The 17,180-nt window shown below is 30.7% G+C and carries 18 protein-coding genes; all 18 read right to left on the bottom strand.

What is annotated here, in order from left to right:
- Positions 1 to 3: 3 nt before the first annotated feature.
- Positions 4 to 795, bottom strand: a complete 792-nt coding sequence (amrB, locus tag OWK30_RS07185) for an AmmeMemoRadiSam system protein B (protein ID WP_423325013.1) — start codon at positions 793 to 795, stop codon at positions 4 to 6.
- Positions 774 to 1,589, bottom strand: a complete 816-nt coding sequence (locus OWK30_RS07180) for a hypothetical protein (RefSeq protein ID WP_423325011.1) — start codon at positions 1,587 to 1,589, stop codon at positions 774 to 776. The genes amrB and OWK30_RS07180 overlap by 22 nt, the downstream gene beginning before the upstream one ends.
- Positions 1,570 to 2,577, bottom strand: a complete 1,008-nt coding sequence (gene mqnE, locus OWK30_RS07175) for an aminofutalosine synthase MqnE (protein WP_423325009.1) — start codon at positions 2,575 to 2,577, stop codon at positions 1,570 to 1,572. Before mqnE ends, OWK30_RS07180 begins: the two co-directional genes overlap by 20 nt.
- A complete protein-coding gene (locus OWK30_RS07170; RefSeq protein ID WP_423325008.1) occupies positions 2,571 to 3,983 on the bottom strand; it encodes an HD domain-containing phosphohydrolase in 1,413 nt (470 codons plus the stop codon). The genes mqnE and OWK30_RS07170 overlap by 7 nt, the downstream gene beginning before the upstream one ends.
- 8 nt (positions 3,984 to 3,991) lie before the next feature.
- Positions 3,992 to 4,267 carry a flagellar biosynthesis protein FliQ gene (gene fliQ / locus OWK30_RS07165; RefSeq protein ID WP_423325006.1) on the bottom strand — a complete coding sequence of 92 codons (276 nt, stop codon included), beginning with the start codon at positions 4,265 to 4,267 and terminating at the stop codon, positions 3,992 to 3,994.
- Positions 4,268 to 4,290: 23 nt separating this feature from the next.
- Positions 4,291 to 5,025, bottom strand: a complete 735-nt coding sequence (gene fliP, locus OWK30_RS07160) for a flagellar type III secretion system pore protein FliP (RefSeq protein WP_423325089.1) — start codon at positions 5,023 to 5,025, stop codon at positions 4,291 to 4,293.
- 2 nt (positions 5,026 to 5,027) lie between these two features.
- Positions 5,028 to 5,804 (bottom strand): hypothetical protein, encoded by a 777-nt coding sequence (locus OWK30_RS07155; protein WP_423325004.1) that lies wholly within the window; start codon positions 5,802 to 5,804, stop codon positions 5,028 to 5,030.
- Positions 5,797 to 6,087 (bottom strand): FliM/FliN family flagellar motor switch protein, encoded by a 291-nt coding sequence (locus OWK30_RS07150; protein WP_423325002.1) that lies wholly within the window; start codon positions 6,085 to 6,087, stop codon positions 5,797 to 5,799. The genes OWK30_RS07155 and OWK30_RS07150 overlap by 8 nt, the downstream gene beginning before the upstream one ends.
- Positions 6,088 to 6,094: 7 nt before the next feature.
- Positions 6,095 to 6,601 carry a flagellar basal body-associated FliL family protein gene (locus OWK30_RS07145; RefSeq protein ID WP_423325000.1) on the bottom strand — a complete coding sequence of 169 codons (507 nt, stop codon included), beginning with the start codon at positions 6,599 to 6,601 and terminating at the stop codon, positions 6,095 to 6,097.
- Positions 6,601 to 7,350, bottom strand: coding sequence for an OmpA family protein (locus OWK30_RS07140; RefSeq protein WP_423324998.1), 750 nt, complete (start codon positions 7,348 to 7,350; stop codon positions 6,601 to 6,603). Before OWK30_RS07140 ends, OWK30_RS07145 begins: the two co-directional genes overlap by 1 nt.
- A gap of 7 nt (positions 7,351 to 7,357) precedes the next feature.
- Complete coding sequence (locus OWK30_RS07135; RefSeq protein WP_423324996.1) at positions 7,358 to 8,122, bottom strand: motility protein A; 765 nt, start codon at positions 8,120 to 8,122, stop codon at positions 7,358 to 7,360.
- Between the two features lie 89 nt (positions 8,123 to 8,211).
- Positions 8,212 to 10,683, bottom strand: a complete 2,472-nt coding sequence (locus OWK30_RS07130) for a flagellar hook-basal body complex protein (RefSeq protein ID WP_423324994.1) — start codon at positions 10,681 to 10,683, stop codon at positions 8,212 to 8,214.
- Between the two features lie 19 nt (positions 10,684 to 10,702).
- Positions 10,703 to 11,365, bottom strand: coding sequence for a flagellar hook assembly protein FlgD (locus OWK30_RS07125; protein WP_423324992.1), 663 nt, complete (start codon positions 11,363 to 11,365; stop codon positions 10,703 to 10,705).
- A gap of 9 nt (positions 11,366 to 11,374) precedes the next feature.
- Entirely contained in the window at positions 11,375 to 12,454 is a 1,080-nt protein-coding gene (locus OWK30_RS07120; protein ID WP_423324990.1) for a flagellar hook-length control protein FliK, read from the bottom strand.
- A gap of 122 nt (positions 12,455 to 12,576) precedes the next feature.
- A complete protein-coding gene (lpxB, locus tag OWK30_RS07115; RefSeq protein ID WP_423324988.1) occupies positions 12,577 to 13,683 on the bottom strand; it encodes a lipid-A-disaccharide synthase in 1,107 nt (368 codons plus the stop codon).
- Positions 13,684 to 16,071 (bottom strand): type IV pilus secretin PilQ, encoded by a 2,388-nt coding sequence (locus OWK30_RS07110; protein ID WP_423324986.1) that lies wholly within the window; start codon positions 16,069 to 16,071, stop codon positions 13,684 to 13,686.
- On the bottom strand, positions 16,071 to 16,601 hold the full coding sequence (locus tag OWK30_RS07105) for a pilus assembly protein PilP (RefSeq protein WP_423324984.1): 531 nt from the start codon (positions 16,599 to 16,601) through the stop codon (positions 16,071 to 16,073). The genes OWK30_RS07110 and OWK30_RS07105 overlap by 1 nt, the downstream gene beginning before the upstream one ends.
- Positions 16,598 to 17,179 carry a type IV pilus inner membrane component PilO gene (locus OWK30_RS07100; RefSeq protein ID WP_423324982.1) on the bottom strand — a complete coding sequence of 194 codons (582 nt, stop codon included), beginning with the start codon at positions 17,177 to 17,179 and terminating at the stop codon, positions 16,598 to 16,600. Before OWK30_RS07100 ends, OWK30_RS07105 begins: the two co-directional genes overlap by 4 nt.
- Between the last annotated feature and the right edge of the window lies 1 nt (position 17,180).

Raw genomic sequence — 17,180 nt, 5'->3', positions numbered from 1 at the left:
CCCTTAATAAATTATTATACCTGCGTATCCCACCACCTGAGAAAACTCATTATTTATCACCCCACTATGGGTATGCTCCACAAGTAATGCATTATCAGCTTTAAATAACTTTGCAATCTCCATTCCCACAATTAAAGGATAGATACCACACATACTTATACTATTATCAAAAACAGTATCGTACAATTTCTTACTATTTAAATTCAAAATCTGTTGAATTGCCAACATATCTTTTTTCTCTGTAACCTCAGCATTTTCATAATGGTTAAAATCAGAACTCACTATAATCAGAACATCTTCATCTTTAATATTCTCATAAATTTCTCGAGCTAAACTTATACATTCCTCATACCGCATAGGCATCATAGTTATTGCAGAAAAGCTGAAATTCTTTTTAAAATACTTTAATATAGGTAATACTACTTCTAAAGAATGCTCTCTAACGTGAGCTATTATATCCTCACTAATATATGAAATATTCAATAGTTTATTATTTAAAGTGCTACAAACATCCACATCACCAAACGGTGTCTCCCACGCTCCTTCTGGATAAAGAGCAATTTTTTCTCCAAATCCAGTATGGTTTGGACCTAATAATAATATCTTATCTTTTATGTTTAATCTAGAAATAGTTTTAACAGCAATAGCTCCTGAATAAATATAGCCAGCATGTGGAACCAAAGCCATAACCCCATCTATTTTTTCACCACCATAAGTATGATTTTCAAAAAAACTTATCAGTTCATTAGAGTTTTCAGGATAAAAATACCCTTTTACCGCTGCTTTTCTGTACATATAAACCTCGCTAATTTTTCATACCAGTCGTCCCAAATATTTATAGAAAAATTAAAGATGCTATAATCGTTAATATAAAAAAAATGCTTCCCATCTAATTTTTTGTTCTCAACCCAAGGATTCCCATTTTCTATGATCTGTCCAATTTTTCTAAATTCAAGATTATATTTATCTAGATATTTATAAATTTTACTCTGTTCTAAATTAGCATTTTTTGACCTAACAATAATATAGTTTTCGTATCTAAAAATTTCAATTTCATTTTCTTTCAAAATATACAAAGTAGACTCTTGAAAGTTACTTATGAATTCCCACTCTCCTTCTATTTTATAAATACTATAATTATTCCCATTAAAACCTAATCTTAACATTTCCTGTTTAGGAAGATAAGAAAATATCACTTTGATATTCTTCCCATTATTCAGAATATCAGAAAATTTCTGTGTCTTTGACTTTTCTACAGGTTGAGATTCTTTGAAAGACTTTATTTTTTCTAACAATGTAAGAGTATCAAAACCAAATTTCTTTTTAAATCTAAAAAATTTTAATCTATTATATAGACTTTTTTTAAACAAATAGTAAATTTCATTTTTATCTGAATTACCGTTTGATAATAAACTAAACTTAGTTATTTTATTATTTAATAAATAAGCAGAATCAAAAAAACAAGGAAAATACAAATCGGTAGATGCAAAAATAACTTTATACCCCATTCTCTTAATAATTCTAGATAATTTAATCATATTTGGAGATGGATTAACAAAAACAACTTCTTTAATAACTTCTGATTTCATTGTAAAAAGAATCTCTTTCCACAGGAATTAAATTTGCCGATTTTATTAAATACACTAATTCGTCTAATGTTAACCCTTCCTTACTTCTAGCACCTGCAGAGTGTGTAATGTTTTCCTTCACAATTGTCCCATCAAGATCATCTGCTCCAAATTTCAATGCTACTTGTGCAGTCTTTTCACCTAGCATCACCCAATAAGCTTTTATATGTGGGATATTATCTAAAACAATTCTTGATAAAGATATAATTCTTAAATCCTCTACACCAGTGGATGGTTTCATGGAACTCAAAAAAGTATTTTCTGGATGAAAACTTAGCGGTATAAAAGCTACAAATCCTCCTGTTTTTTCCTGCAAAGTTCTTAATTTCTCTAAGTGTTCTAATATGTCATCCACACTTTCCAGATGCCCATATAGCATCGTAGCATTACTTTTAATTCCTTCTTTATGAGCTATTTCCATAATCTCTAACCATTTCTCTCCAGAAATTTTTTCTGGACAAATCTGTTTTCTAACAGAACTAGAAAAAATTTCTGCCCCTCCACCTGGCATCATATCAAGACCAGCCTTTTTAAGCATTGCTAAAACTTTGCTTACTGGCAACTCACTTATTTTACTAAAATAATCAATTTCAACTGCACTAAAAGCTTTAACCGTTTTTTCAGGATAATGTTCTTTAATTGCTTTAAGCATATCCAAATAATATTCAAAAGAGTGGTGGGGATGTAATCCTCCAACTATATGAATTTCCCTTGCATCATCTCCTTTGTCACCAATATATTTTATAATTTGATCTAAACTCATAGAATAACTTCCCTCATCCCCCTCATCTTTTGCAAATGCACAAAATTTACATTTATTCAGACAAATATTTGTATAGTTTAAATGTATATTTTTAATAAAAAAAACTTTTTTACCCCACTTTTCTTCTTTTATCCTATTCGCTTCATTTCCTAGCTCTATTAAGTCATGGCTCAACACATCTACCATCTAAATCCCCTTTTTTTCATAGCCGACTTAAAAACTTTTACAATCTCACTATCAAACTGAGTCCCACTACATCTATCCAACTCTTCCATAGCCCATGTTAATGATCTCCTTTTTCTATAACTTCTATCTGTCGTCATAGCATCAAATGAATCTGCTACCTGTAAAATCTTTGCTCCAAGAGGTATTTCATTTGCTGTTAATCCAAAAGGGTAACCGCTACCATCTAGCTTTTCATGATGATATAAAATATAATCAGGCACATCTCCTAAAAACTCAATTGGATCAAGGATTTCCTTGCCATAAATTGGATGTTTTTTCATTTCTTCAAACTCTTCATCAGTCAATCTGTCTGGTTTTGTAATAACATGAGTCGGAACCCCTATTTTACCGATATCGTGTAACAATCCTGCATAAGTCATGACCTCTTTAAAATTATCAGAAAAACCAAACTCTTCCACTATCATTAAAGAATAATTTTTCACATTCTCAGAATGCCCTCTCGTATAATGATCCTTTGCATCAACAGCCACAGCCAACGAATTAATAGTTTCAAAATAACCTTTTGCTAATTCTTCATAAGCGTAAGAATTCCTCAATGCGATTGAAAATTGATTTACAAAAATCGAATATATCCTTTCATGTATTACGTCAAATACCTTTGAACCAATATTTACAAGTACAAAAACCCCCCAAATAAATTTTTCAAAATACATTGGAACAACAAGAAAATTTACATCCTTACCATTTATTTTCACAGACTCATTTATTATATTTTTCCCATAAAAAAGTTTTGCAACATTCTTAAAACTAAACCTATTTTCAAGATAATGTTTTATATCTTCACTAAGATTATACGATTTTTTAAATGCTTTTGTAAATATATGGAAAAAACAACCACTAATTAGTGAATCAGAAAAAAGCATTCTCTCCATTCCATTTAAAATCTCTTCATGATCTAGTGTTTTATTGAAAAATAAACCCGCATCATATATCTTTAATAATTGTTTGAGTTCTACCACTTCTTTCTTCAACTTTCTATTTTCATCAGCTTTTTGAAGTTTATTTATCAAATCTTCCACTTTAAACGGTTTTGTAACATAATCAAAAGCACCTTCTTTCAAACATTCTATTGCACTATCAATGCTAGGAAATCCAGTCATAACAATCACTGGTAAATCTGGATACCCTTTTCTAATTTTTCGAAGAAGAGTAATTCCATCCATTTCTGGCATCTTAATATCGGTAATGACAAAATCAAAATAATTTTTCTTCAACAATTCCAATGCTTCAAATCCACTACTAACACCTACAACTTGATATCCTTCTGTGGATAAAATAATATCTAAACTATCTCTTACATAATCTTCATCATCCACAACTAACACTTTATATTTAAATTCTTCCATAACAACTCCTAGAATTTCCCTATATAAATTGGAATATTGTTTATAATACTGACAGTAAAACTAATCAACTTATCAATTATCCATGGGAAAAAAATTATCAGAGCAACAACAACAGCTAGGATCTTAGGGATGAATGTTAATGTCATCTCTTGTATTTGTGTTACAGCCTGAAATATACTTATTATCAAACCAACAACCAATCCAAAAATTAGCATGGGTGCTGCAATCATCAACGTTAGCTCCAATGTCTTTGTGGTTATTTCAATAACAAAGTCTACAGTCATTTTCAACCTTATATTTTATACTACTAATAAAAACTTCTTACTAATGAACCAACTATTAGTCCCCATCCATCAACTAATACAAATAACAAAATCTTGAAAGGTAACGATATCATAACAGGAGGAAGCATCATCATACCCATTGACAATAAAACACTTGCTACTACAAAATCAATAACTAAAAATGGTAAAAACAGTAAAAAACCTATTTCAAAAGCCGTTTGTAGTTCACTTGTAATAAATGCTGGAATAATCACAGTATCTGGAATATCATCTGGAGTCTTGGGCCTTTTTATTTTTGCTATCTCAATAAATGTAAGCAATTCTTTTTTCCGAGTATTTTTTAATAAAAATTCCCTCAACGGTTTTTTTGCCTCAACAAGAGCCTGAGTAAAAGTTAGTTTCCCACTTAAATATGGTTGCAAAGCTTTTTTATTCATTTCACTAAAAACTGGAGACATAATGAAAAAAGTAAGAAATAGTGCAAGACCTATTAAAACCTGATTTGGTGGAGATTGCTGTGTTCCCAACGCACTTCTTAAAAAAGAAAATACAATAATTATCCTTGTAAAAGATGTGACCATTAGTAATATTGCCGGAGCTAAAGTAAGAATAGTTAATAAAAAAATAATTTGTAAAGTAACAGCTACATCGTTTGGATTCTTAGCAGTCTCTACACCAAAACGGAATGTAGGTAAAGGGATATTATCTGCAGCACAAACGTAAACAGATGAAAAAATAATTAATAAGCATATATGCAGAATTATTTTTTTCTTAACGATTCAACCTTCTCCCTTACAATTGTTTTAGTAATTTCCATATCTTCTTTTGTGACTCTTTTACCAAAAAAACGCAAATAACTTGAAAAATCATGATATTTGGAAAACCCTTTTTTTATCTTACTAATTTCCTCTTCATCTGTGAGTTTATCAATAATCGTAACTGAAGCATTAGTATAAGCCAAAATATAAAGTATTGAACCCAATTCCACAAATAATAGTGAAATACCAGGCATCAAATCCATTTTACCCAAAACACGTCCAACACCAGGAACAACCTGATGCAGTTTTTTTCTATACAAAAATTTTAACATTATAAAAGATAAAACAATCATTATTAAGACAATAATAAGTCCCACAATTATACGAATATATGGACTCATTGAATTAGTTTTATTTTCAGCACTGCCACCATCTTTAAATGGAATTTTTATCTCCATTTTATTACCTTTAATGCTATAAGATGGCTCCACAACTTTCTTTATATAACTTATCTCTATATAATACTTTCCGCTTGTATCATAGTATCCTTTTACATATGATACTGGTAAACCTAAAAACTCCCGTTTAAACTGCTCACCTTTTACACCACTAATTAAATAAAAAAACGTGTTTCTATTTATTTTTTTATCAATAAGCTTAGGAGTATTTTTAAATTTAATATCTATCAGCATATAATTTTCTTTTACATCATAATCAAAACACCAAACACTAAAAGTTACCAGAAAAAAAAATAAAACTAAAATGATTTTTTTAATCATAAAGTCCATCTCTTTTCTTGTCTATAATGTTTTCTAATGTATAAATATCTGAAATTCTTACAGCAAATTTTTCATCAATCACCATAACCTCACCTTTGGCTATTGGTCGATTAGCCACTAGTATATCTACTGCTTCTCCTGAAGTTTTATTTAACTTTACAATTGAACCACTATGCCAAGCCAGCATTTCTTGAATTGTAATTTTTTCTCTTCCCAACTCTACTATTACATCTAATATTACTTCTCCAAACTCCTTTTTTATCTTACTTATATTATTTTTCATCTTCCACCTATTGTGCAACAAACTCTGTAAAATAGATATTTCTTATTGCTCCAGTCGTTAAAATAAGATTTATTCTCCTTATTAGTTCCTGTTTTAACGCAAGCTTTCCTTGAGCAGTACTAACCTCAGCATATGTTTTAGAGGATAAAACTGTCAGAATTACATCCCTAATTTGAGGCTTTCTTTTATCCATTTCTTCCTGAAGCTTCTCACTATCAAGCTCAAGCTGCATAGTAACCTTCAAATACCTTGTACCTCCAGGATCTGCAAGATTAACTATAAATGTATCAAGAGAATACAACGGTCCAATCCCAGAATCTACTTTAGATTGCTTTTTCTCCTTTGTTTTATCTCCACCATTTTTATCTGCTTTACCCTTTACCAAAAAGAAATAAGCAGCACCTCCACCAGCAAGTAACACAACAACTAATATTATAATAATAAATAACTTTGACTTTTTCTTCTTTTTACCACCTTCTTCTTGTTCTTGAGTATTTTTATCCTCTTCTGCCATTAAAAACCTCCACTATTATTTTCTTCAAAGATATTTTTATTTGATTCAGCGAGCTCAGGACTTACAAAATTAATCTCAACTCTTCTATTTTTAGCTCTATTTTCTGGAGTAATATTCGGTACTAAAGGATGATATTGAGCATATCCTGCAGCGCTAAGTTTTTCAGGCTTTACTCCTTTACTTATTAAAAACTTAACAATTGATACAGCTCGAGCCGTAGAAAGCTCCCAGTTTGAAGGAAATTTCGGAGTATGAATAGGTATGTCATCAGTATGACCTTCTACTAAAATATTGTAAGGAGTATCTCTCATTACTGCCGCAAGCTTTTCAAGAATTGGTATAGCAGAAGGTAAAATATCAGCACTCCCAGGTTCGAACAATACAGAGTCCATTATTCTTACAGAAATACCTTTATCTGTTTTTACTACCGAAATCTGACTGCTAAGATTAGCCTGTTCTATATAATTCCTCAACCCTGCTAACATCTGATTTTGGGTCTTTTTTATCTGCTGCACAAAATCCATCTTTGACAATATCTCTTCCTTTCCCATTTCTGACTTTCTACCTGCTTCAAGTACGCCAAGTGCACCCTGAAGAGAGCCAAGAGCTTCTTTTATCTTCCTCTGATCAAGGGACGCCATTGATAAAAGCAAAACAAAAAAAGTCAAAAGCAATGTTGTCATATCCGAAAATGTTACCATCCACTCTGGAGCTCCAGCTTTACATTCTTCACATTTTTTTTCTGCCATATATCACCTATTCAAACTGTGATTTTCTCATTTTTGGAGGAAGATATGCATTAAGCTTTTGCTCCACTATTCTTGGGTTATCTCCAGCTTGTATAGCCATAATACCAGCAATCATTATTTCCCTCAATAAAATTTCCTCTGCAGAACGAGTTTTCAATTTACCAGCCAATGGTGAAGCAAAAAGGTTAGCAATTATTGCTCCATAAAATGTTGTAAGCAATGCCACAGCCATTGCTGGACCAATAGAACTGGGATCACTCATAGTTTGAAGCATTGCTACCAAACCAATCAGAGTACCAATCATCCCCATAGCTGGAGCAAAACCTGCAATGCTTTCAAGTATTCCAACACCCTCTTTATGCCTTTCTTCCATATAAGATAATTCTGTCTCTAAAATAGATTTTATTACTTCAGGTTCAGTACCATCAACAGCCAGCCTAATCCCTTTTTTCAAAAACTCATCACTAATCTCATTTTCAGCAGATTCCAAGGCTAAAATCCCATCTCTTCTTGCTCTAACTGCAAAATTAACTAGCTGCTCTATAAGTTTTGCAGGATCTTCTGCTTTAAAAAGAAATGTTTTCATAACAATCGCAATAATGTTAAAAACCTTATTCATTGGATAGTTCATAAAAATTATACCAAATGTACCACCAATAACGATTAACACAGAGGGGATATCAATATACACCCCTACGCCAGGTCCCATTAAAAGAGATATAAACACTAATACATAAGCAAGAACAATACCAATAAGGGTAGCTATATCCATATCATCCCACTCCTAAGAAATTATAATTAAAAAAACAATAACTTTCAAAGAAAATTTATACGGATAAAAACGAAATATCAATCATCATTTTACCTCTTCAAATTCATCAATTCCTGTAACAGTTCATCACTGGTTGTAATAACTCTTGAATTGGCCTGAAACCCCCTTTGAGTTGTAATCATGTTTACAAACTCTCTTGCAAGATCAACATTGGAGTTTTCAAGAGCACCAGAAGCAATAGTACCTCTACCTCCTGTAGATGCACGACCGATTGCTGCCTGTCCAGAGTTTGGCGTTTCAGCAAACAACGTATCTCCTACTTTCAAAAGACCTTCCTGATTAGTAAAAATTGCTACTCCCACTTGTGCAATCAACTTTATCTCACCATTAGTATAAGAACCTACAATTTCTCCAGCATCATTAACAGATAATCTTTCCAGTGCCCCCATCGGATAACCATCCTGATCAGTTTCAGTAATTGTTGAAGGAGCAGCTGACAATGTCATCCCATCATAATTCCCTGAAGTCCCTAAATTTACATTTACTCCACTTATAACAGAAGCACCGTTGCCAGGAGAAAGTGTAAAGGCCAAATTAGATAATATGTTATTTGTAAAAAGATCATATACTCCTTGAAATGATCCATCTTGATTAAATCTTACAATAACTGAGTTACCTGTAGTTCCATCGATTGTTATGGAATCGGCATTATCTGCAGGTGTTATGGTCAGCATCCACTCATTGTTAGCTTCATCAAAAAGTGTAAAATCATAATTGACAACATGAGGATTACCCTGAGCATCATAAATTGTCTGACTTGTAATGAGTTGACCACCTGAAGCATTTTGTAAGGTTTGATACTTCATATAGTCAACAAAGGTGGTGTAAGAACCAGGGCCTGTTGCTGTAAAGTTTATATAATCAATACTATTTGGCACACCTTTTTCCCCAGTAACTTTAATTTTTCCATCCACAATTTCAATACTGTTAGCTGGTATACCCATATATCCTTCAAGAGCATTCATTAAATCACCAATCGTATTACCAGCTACACTTATATTACTAACGCCATTCCCATTAGGTGGATTGCCTCCAATTTGTGCATCAAATTGAATTGTTGCATTTGTATCAAGACCAAGAGGTGTTCCAGAGTTAGTGTATAAATTATCCAAAGAATCAGTTTCTTTCGCATATCTCAAAAATAAATTACTTTCAGCAGAATTACCAGCAGATATTGTATTTGTAGTAACCATATTGGACTCAAAGACAGTACCACTATAAGCTTTATCTATTGTAAAGCCTGTAATGTCATATGCACCTATACCTGTATTTAAGTATGTAAACTTGCCTACATTTGTTGTATTATAATCTACTGTAAAACCAGACGACACATTATTACTAATAGCATTTTGTATCTGAACTGCCAATTCTCCCAAATTAGTAAAATCACTTCCAGCATTTAAGATTTTCTCATAGAAAATTTCATCACTGCTTCTACTTGCTGTAACAGAAGAATAAGTTCCAACAAGAGGTTGAAGCAAAGCAGCAAGATTCGCATTTCCTGAGAATGAGTTAATAACCGTTGTATCACTATTCGCAGAATCTCTCTCTATTAAAATTTTCCCACTATTTATTGTAACATTATAATTGTTTCCAGCTCCTGCTTCTGTTTCTAAAATATTTTTTAGCTCTGCAGCCAGTCCTTGGAGTGAATGAAACAAATAGTCATTACTTGCCGTATCAGCTGTAGAATTAGATGAATATGTAAGTGTATAGCTATTACCGTTTACAATTAAATTTAATGTTGGATTTGAATCTAAACCTATACTCACATCACTTGAATTATATACTGCAGCCATATCTGTTATTTCAGTAGCATGTGCTTTTATCCTAACAGGTTCACCATCCACAAGATCTAATTTTAAGCCCTCTGAACTAAAAAGATCAAAAATATTATCATTATCTGCAGCAGTTGTCATCATTGGTTGAAATTCTAAAATAGTTGGTTCAGCTCTGGTATCAAGATTTCCAACAAGTGAGACATTTTCAGTAGCCCTTGCAGGTACACTTGTATAAGCAGAAGAAAGCTGAATGTCAGAAACCTCTGTATCTGTTAATATTTCACCAGTTGTAGCATCAGCCATCCATCCCTGAACTATAAAACCATCAGGAGTTACAAGATACCCATCTTTATCAAAAGTGAAATTTCCTGCCCTTGTATAATACATTTGGTTTTCATTCTCACTTCTTACAACAAAAAAACCATTCCCCTGTATTGCCATATCTGTCGTAACACCTGTATTTTGAAGAGTCCCTTGAGTAAAAATTGTATCAACAGACGCTGTTGAAGTTCCTGTCCCAATTTGTTTTGGATTAATCCCACCAAGATTCCCTGCAGGTGCTTTTCCACCACTAATTGTTTGACTTAACAAATCCTGAAATATAATTCTAGAAGTTTTATATCCTACTGTGTTCACATTAGCTATGTTATTACCAATAACGTCCATACTTTTTTGATGCTCATTCAACCCAGTAATTCCTGCATATAATGACCTTAGCATCTATACACCTCCAAAATTCTTAATTATATACGGAAACTATTTCTTCAGGTTTAACATGTGTAAAACCCAAATCAAATAAAGTATCATTACCATCTTTTAGAATACCGATTACTTTACCGGAAGAATATAGCCTTACCGGTATTTCATTTCCATCACTATCTTTTGCAATTACTTGGTATGAATAATAACCTGGTTGTAATTTAACACCATTTTTATCCGTTAAGTCCCAGCTAAAAAAATTCTCACCATTCACAGCATTAAAACTTACTTCATTAATCAAAGCCCCTTTTTCATCATAAATTTTTATGACAGTATCTTTTGGTTCACCTGACAATTCAAATTTCAATTCTGCACCATTTTCCCCTGCACTAAATTTATTGCCATAAAAAGTAATTGTCTTATCTATAAACCCTACAGCAGAAAACAAATTTAGATTGTTATTCTCTTGATCATCAATAAGTTTATCAAATTTTTCAGATATATTTATTAATTGTTCAAGAGATGAAAACTGCGTAGTCTGTGCAATAAACTCATTATTATCTAGAGGATTCATCGGATCCTGATATTTCAGTTGAGCAACAAGCAAATTCAAAAAATCATCTTTATCCAGCTCTTTTTTAGGCTCCCGGTTAGTATCCATCGAATACAAAGTGGTAGTTATATTATTTGTATTATAAATCATTTGACCCTCCTACGCATAAAGCGCATTATTATAATCTTCCTCTTTTTTATTTATAGAAACCTCTTCCGAAACCCTATTTTCATTTTTAAAATTATTCTTAGCATCCCTATGATTAAACTGCTCCTTAGGTGAATCATCAGCCAAATATCCAAAATCTATATTTGATAAATTTATTCCTTTAGCTTCTAAATGCTGTCTAATTAAATCAGTTTGTGTTACAAGTAAATTTTTTGCTTCATGAGATTCAACAAAAAGTTTTGCTGTCATTTTTCCGCTAACATCGCTAATTTCAATTCTTAGATTTCCAAGATGCTCAGGATGAAGTTTTACAACGATTTTTTGACCACCTTTGATATTTACCATTTTCAAATAATCAACAAACTTCAAAATATCAGCTGGCTTTTCAACTTTAATTTCAACTTTAACTAACACATTATTATCTTGACTATTTGAATGATATAGCAACGACTGATCAGATCTAAAGTCTATTTCTTGTTTATTCCCTTGAAAATTTATTTTATTTATGTTTAAAAAATGTTCTGATAATAGTTTCTTTTTATCAAAAACAAGCTTGGCATCTAACCCTTTTTTTAAAACGTTACCAATGTGTTGTGTATTTTTGGCATTCCTTACTGTTTTTTCCATTTCATTTACAGCCTCATTCTTTAAATCCTCCTTATCAACCTGTTCTGACAACAAATAAGTTTCATCATTCACTATTTTTTTAAATTTAATATTCTCAATATCACTTAATATCTTTTTCACTTCTTCATCAGAAACCCCAAGCTCTAACAGCATCTCTTTCATTATTTTTTTTGCTTCAGCATAATTTTCTGCACTTTTAATATTCTCAATACTTTCTGTTGAAATTTCCAGATTAAGTTGTTCTAATATCTTTTGTAAAAATGAGATTATATTTTGAATATCAGCTTGATTTTCTTTTGTATTATTATCCTCATTATCATCGAGCTTATTACTAAAAATTTTATGAAATTTTTCATTATCAACTGAGTTTGGTTTATTAAGTTTTAGTTGTGTTCTAGGTTTTTTAGAAATGATATCATTAATATTAATTAATGCTTGCTCCATAGCACACCTCCACCATATACATAGAAAAATAAATGCCAATATTTATTAATTTCACTTTAAAACACTGCGAAACATCTAGCAGGACAACTTATTAATAAATAATAGAAAATAATTTCAAGAAATTAACTATTTAAAAAGGAATATATTTCCTGAGCAGCTTGCTGGGAGGGATTATAAATGGAAAAAATTTCTCCAATTTTCGACAACTCACTCTTATAATACTCATAGTTATCAATTAATTTAAAGGTATAATCGATCAAATTTTCTGGAATTAAACTGTTTTGCAACAACTCAGGGACAACCTCTTTATCAGTCACAATATTAGGAAGACCAATATATTTTGTTTTAATAAATAATTTCCCAAGCATCTCTGTAATTTTCCCAACTTTGTAAATAAGAATTAACGGAGTGCCAATAATAGCACTTTCAAGCGTAGCAGTACCAGAGCAAACCCACAACAAGTCCGAATATTTCATTACATCATAATTATAACCTGTTGCAATTGGAATTTTTTCTTTATCAACATATGAATGCAAGATTAGTTTATCCACATTATCAGCTTTAGCTATTACAAACTGGAATTCATTTTTAAGGTTTTTGATGGCTTGCATTATAACTGGCATTAATGATTTTATTTCTTTAACTCTACTACCTGGTAGAACTCCTATAATCCTTTTATCCTTATTTAATGAAAATAAATTCATAAAATCACTTCTATTATTAATTTTATATTTCATATTATCAATAATAGGATTTCCAACAAATTTAGCATTTATCCCTTCTTCTTTAAATAAGTTTTCCTCAAAAGGTAATATACATAAAACTAAATCAACATATCTTTTAATTTTTTCTATTCTACTATAATGCCACGCCCAAACCTGAGGAGCAATATAATATATAACTCTAAAACCATTTTCTTTTGCAAATTTTGCAAATCTAAGATTAAATCCAGGATAATCTACTAAAATTACAACATCAGGCATAACTTCTAAAAGCTTTCTTTTCAATGTTTTGAATAAATTTATAATAAACGGAATTTTACGGATGATACCATCTATACCTATTATGGACATGTCATTTATATGAAAATATTGTATCTGGCCAAGATCTTTTAATCTATCTCCACCTGTACCATATAAAGAAAAATCCGCCATCAGTGAAAGATGACGGATCATATTTGATGCATGTATATCTCCAGATTCTTCACCTGTTACCAAAAAAATTTTCATTTACTCTACAATTTTAGGTGTTATAAATACTAATAACTCCTTTTTGGTTGCTGTATTCGATTTTGCTCTAAATAATGCACCGATTATCGGTATTTTGCTTAAAAACGGAACACCTTGGTACACTTCAGATTTTTCATCTTCATATATACCACCTATTACTGTTGTTTCCCCGTTCTCTAATAACACCTGTGTTTTAGCCTTTTTCTCTTCAGTAGTAGCTGTATTCGCAGTAACTGAACCTAAAGAACTCTTTTCAACTTCAATATCCAAAAATACCATCCCATTTTGAGTAATATGTGGTTTAATTTTTAGTTTAATACCAACATCAACCTCTTGAGTTTCAGTATTGTCACCTGTAGGTACAATAATAGCAGTTCCACCACTTTTGATTTCAGCTTCTTGATTATTTAATGTAGTAATTCTTGGACTAGAAATAGTTCTTACCTTATTTTGACTTTCAAGAGCAGACAAAGCTACATCTAAATTAAAAGTCCTAGATAAATTACCAAGTGACAATGCCAATGCCCCTGCTGGGGTACCAACAGGTAAATTTACTATATATCCAGATCCACCAATCCCAGTAGTTCCCGTATTACCATTAATTGTGATTGTATTTGGAAAATTAATAGATGTAGAATTAACATTGTAATTTCCACCCCATTGGATACCCAAGTTAATATTATTTGTATCTAAAACTTCAACTATTCTTGCTTCAATTGTTACTTGTGGAGTTTTCTTGTCAAGCTCTTTTAACAATTCACGCGCTTTATCAATTGACGATTTTATATCAGTAATCACAAAACTATTAGTTCTAGAGTTAATTTCAAGTCTACCTCTTTCACTTAATACCGATTTTATTATTGCTGAAAATGCTGATGCTTCAGAAAAATTTACCGGTAGAGTTTCTGTCACCAACGGCTCAACTTTTCTGATAGCTTCTTTTTCTTTGATTTTATTGATTTCTTCTGCTTTCATAGCAGCATATCTCTGTTTTGTTATGATCCAAACCAAATTATCATCTTCAATCTTTACTAGGTTATTTTCTTTTAAAATAACCTCCAATGCCTGCGTATAAGGAATATCTTTTACAAAAAGCGTAGCCTTTCCGCTTACTCCATTCCCAAACACAAGATTCTTTTTCCTACCAAAATATATAAGTTTAATTGCTTCACGAACATCCATATCTTTAATATTAAGTGTGATTAAATCAACTTTGTTTACATTTTTCTTATCTTTTCTAGACTCTAAAAGCTCTAGTCCTTTACTGAATTTCACTGTTGCTTTGCTAAAATTCTCAAAACTACCACTAATTAATATACCTTCAGGAGCTGTTTCAACATTGGCATATACTTCATATCCATTTGGTACAATTAATATTGCTGTTTTACCTTCATAGTTTACAATTTTTAAATATTTAAATGGTGATTTTTCATTAAAGCTAATTATATTTTTTACTTTTTTAAGAATTTTAATATTATCATCAAAAACTAATAATAAATTACCATTTACAATTTTTTTTACAAAATTAACTCTACCAGTAGTTTTTACAATTATACTTTGGAAATTCTTAACCGATATAGTTTCAATCCCCACTAAATATTTCTGTTCATTTGGAAGTTTTTCAAAATTATTTGATAAAATGAGGTAGTTTCTATTTTGAGCAGCAAATATTGTTACAGGATTAATAAGTTTTATCAACAACCTCACCTTTTGAGGTGGATAATACTCACCTACTTTAACATATTTTACCAATCCATTATTAAAACTAAAAAATTTCTTCCCACTAATATTTTTAACATCAAATATATCAACATATAAATAATCATTATCCAAGTAACCGTAATCATACCTAACAACACCATTTAATTTAATTTTAAGTAATAAATTGGAATAATCTGAAGAATTTTCAATACCAAGAAATTTATTCCCCACCAAAATATCTTCTGTAAGAGGTTCAGAATAGTTCAAAGTCTTTCCTACTTCTTTCTCCTCTACAGTTATAGGCATAAATGATAATAATAACTTATTATTATCAATTTTATATTTATATCTAATATCTTTATTTAAAAGTATTTCAACACTAGCACCATATATATCTTTATAAATCAATACAGATTTAATGTTATCATCATTATATTTGTAATTTAACAACTTAGAACTCACATTACAATTAGGCACTAAAATTATTAATCTATATGGTTCTTTTCCATAAAAAACTTTTATATCACTCTTATAATTTGTTGACATCTCAGCTCTATATTCATTATTAATTTTAAATATTTCAAATGTTTCTATTTCATTTACATGTTTTACTTCCACAGTCTTCTGGGCACACGAAAACAAAAATAGCAACGTTAAAATACCTAAAAACTTAATATATAACTTCATTATTTACCCTCCTTCTGGGTTAAATATATCTCTTTAATATCAGTTCTGATATTACCAAATATATCTCTTTCGGTTTGTCTTACCACAATCATATTCTCACTCACAGAAATTATTTTACCTCTATTTACACCAATTTCATCACCAACTTTAACGTAATAATTATTTCCTCTAATATCTAACACTCCGATATTACCAAAAGTGCTTTTAAGAATCCCTACAAGTTTTATTTGATCTAAACTGACTTTAAAAAGAGGATTCCCTTGGTTATCAATATCTTTACTATCTTTATACAATTCAACAACAGATAAGAATGGATCTCTAGCGGCCTCATACTTAAGTGGTTTATAATTCTTAGAAAAAACTTCTTTTAATCTTTCTTCTTGTTTTGTTAATGTTTCATTATCAATCTCAAATTTTTCTTGTTTTACCTTTACTGGCTTTCTTTGAGGTTTAAATTCAATATCAGTACTGTTACAACCTACGGAAACAAAAATTATTAAGGTTACTAACCCAATCAAATATTTTGTCATTTTGCAGCTCCATTAGCAGGCACATTAAACATATAAGAATTCATCCCCATGTTAGTCTTAAGAATTAAATTACCTTCTTTATCCTTTATAGGATTAATACTCAATGAGTTAATATTTATAATCTTATCCAGAAAGTTAATTCTATACATAAAGTTGACTAAATCTATAAAACTGCATTCCAAATTCATATTAAAGTTTACAGAAGAGTGAAAGTCATCAATTTTTCTAATACCAGTTGGTTGAAAAAGAGATACTTTGATTCCATTTTTTTCAGCTAATCCAACAAGTTGATCATACAATACATTATATTTCTTTTCATTTGGAAGGATTTTGAGGACTTTACTGAATTGCTCATTGATAATTTCAAACTCTTTTTTAAATTTTTTATAGCTCAAAACGACTGGTTTTAGCCTTGAAACTGAAAGAGCTAATGAATCATAACGTTTCTTTAACCTACTAATTTCTTCAACCTGAGGCTTATATGACATAAAATAATACACAGTAATAACTATAACAATAATAGCAAGTTCAATTACTATCCTAAACTTTAATGGGATATTAGATATTTTTTTTATCATA

The organism is Deferribacter abyssi (assembly GCF_049472655.1).
Lineage (GTDB): Bacteria > Chrysiogenota > Deferribacteres > Deferribacterales > Deferribacteraceae > Deferribacter > Deferribacter abyssi.
This window is presented reverse-complemented; position numbering and strand designations above follow the sequence as displayed.

Coding starts and splice junctions, on each gene's coding strand:
- amrB (WP_423325013.1), bottom strand. CDS start 795: ATGTACAGAAAAGCAGCGGTAAAAGGGTATTTTTATCCTGAAAACTCT.
- OWK30_RS07180 (WP_423325011.1), bottom strand. CDS start 1,589: ATGAAATCAGAAGTTATTAAAGAAGTTGTTTTTGTTAATCCATCTCCA.
- mqnE (WP_423325009.1), bottom strand. CDS start 2,577: ATGGTAGATGTGTTGAGCCATGACTTAATAGAGCTAGGAAATGAAGCG.
- OWK30_RS07170 (WP_423325008.1), bottom strand. CDS start 3,983: ATGGAAGAATTTAAATATAAAGTGTTAGTTGTGGATGATGAAGATTAT.
- fliQ (WP_423325006.1), bottom strand. CDS start 4,267: ATGACTGTAGACTTTGTTATTGAAATAACCACAAAGACATTGGAGCTA.
- OWK30_RS07155 (WP_423325004.1), bottom strand. CDS start 5,804: ATGATTAAAAAAATCATTTTAGTTTTATTTTTTTTTCTGGTAACTTTT.
- OWK30_RS07150 (WP_423325002.1), bottom strand. CDS start 6,087: ATGAAAAATAATATAAGTAAGATAAAAAAGGAGTTTGGAGAAGTAATA.
- OWK30_RS07145 (WP_423325000.1), bottom strand. CDS start 6,601: ATGGCAGAAGAGGATAAAAATACTCAAGAACAAGAAGAAGGTGGTAAA.
- OWK30_RS07140 (WP_423324998.1), bottom strand. CDS start 7,350: ATGGCAGAAAAAAAATGTGAAGAATGTAAAGCTGGAGCTCCAGAGTGG.
- OWK30_RS07135 (WP_423324996.1), bottom strand. CDS start 8,122: ATGGATATAGCTACCCTTATTGGTATTGTTCTTGCTTATGTATTAGTG.
- OWK30_RS07130 (WP_423324994.1), bottom strand. CDS start 10,683: ATGCTAAGGTCATTATATGCAGGAATTACTGGGTTGAATGAGCATCAA.
- OWK30_RS07125 (WP_423324992.1), bottom strand. CDS start 11,365: ATGATTTATAATACAAATAATATAACTACCACTTTGTATTCGATGGAT.
- OWK30_RS07120 (WP_423324990.1), bottom strand. CDS start 12,454: ATGGAGCAAGCATTAATTAATATTAATGATATCATTTCTAAAAAACCT.
- lpxB (WP_423324988.1), bottom strand. CDS start 13,683: ATGAAAATTTTTTTGGTAACAGGTGAAGAATCTGGAGATATACATGCA.
- OWK30_RS07110 (WP_423324986.1), bottom strand. CDS start 16,071: ATGAAGTTATATATTAAGTTTTTAGGTATTTTAACGTTGCTATTTTTG.
- OWK30_RS07105 (WP_423324984.1), bottom strand. CDS start 16,601: ATGACAAAATATTTGATTGGGTTAGTAACCTTAATAATTTTTGTTTCC.
- OWK30_RS07100 (WP_423324982.1), bottom strand. CDS start 17,179: ATGATAAAAAAAATATCTAATATCCCATTAAAGTTTAGGATAGTAATT.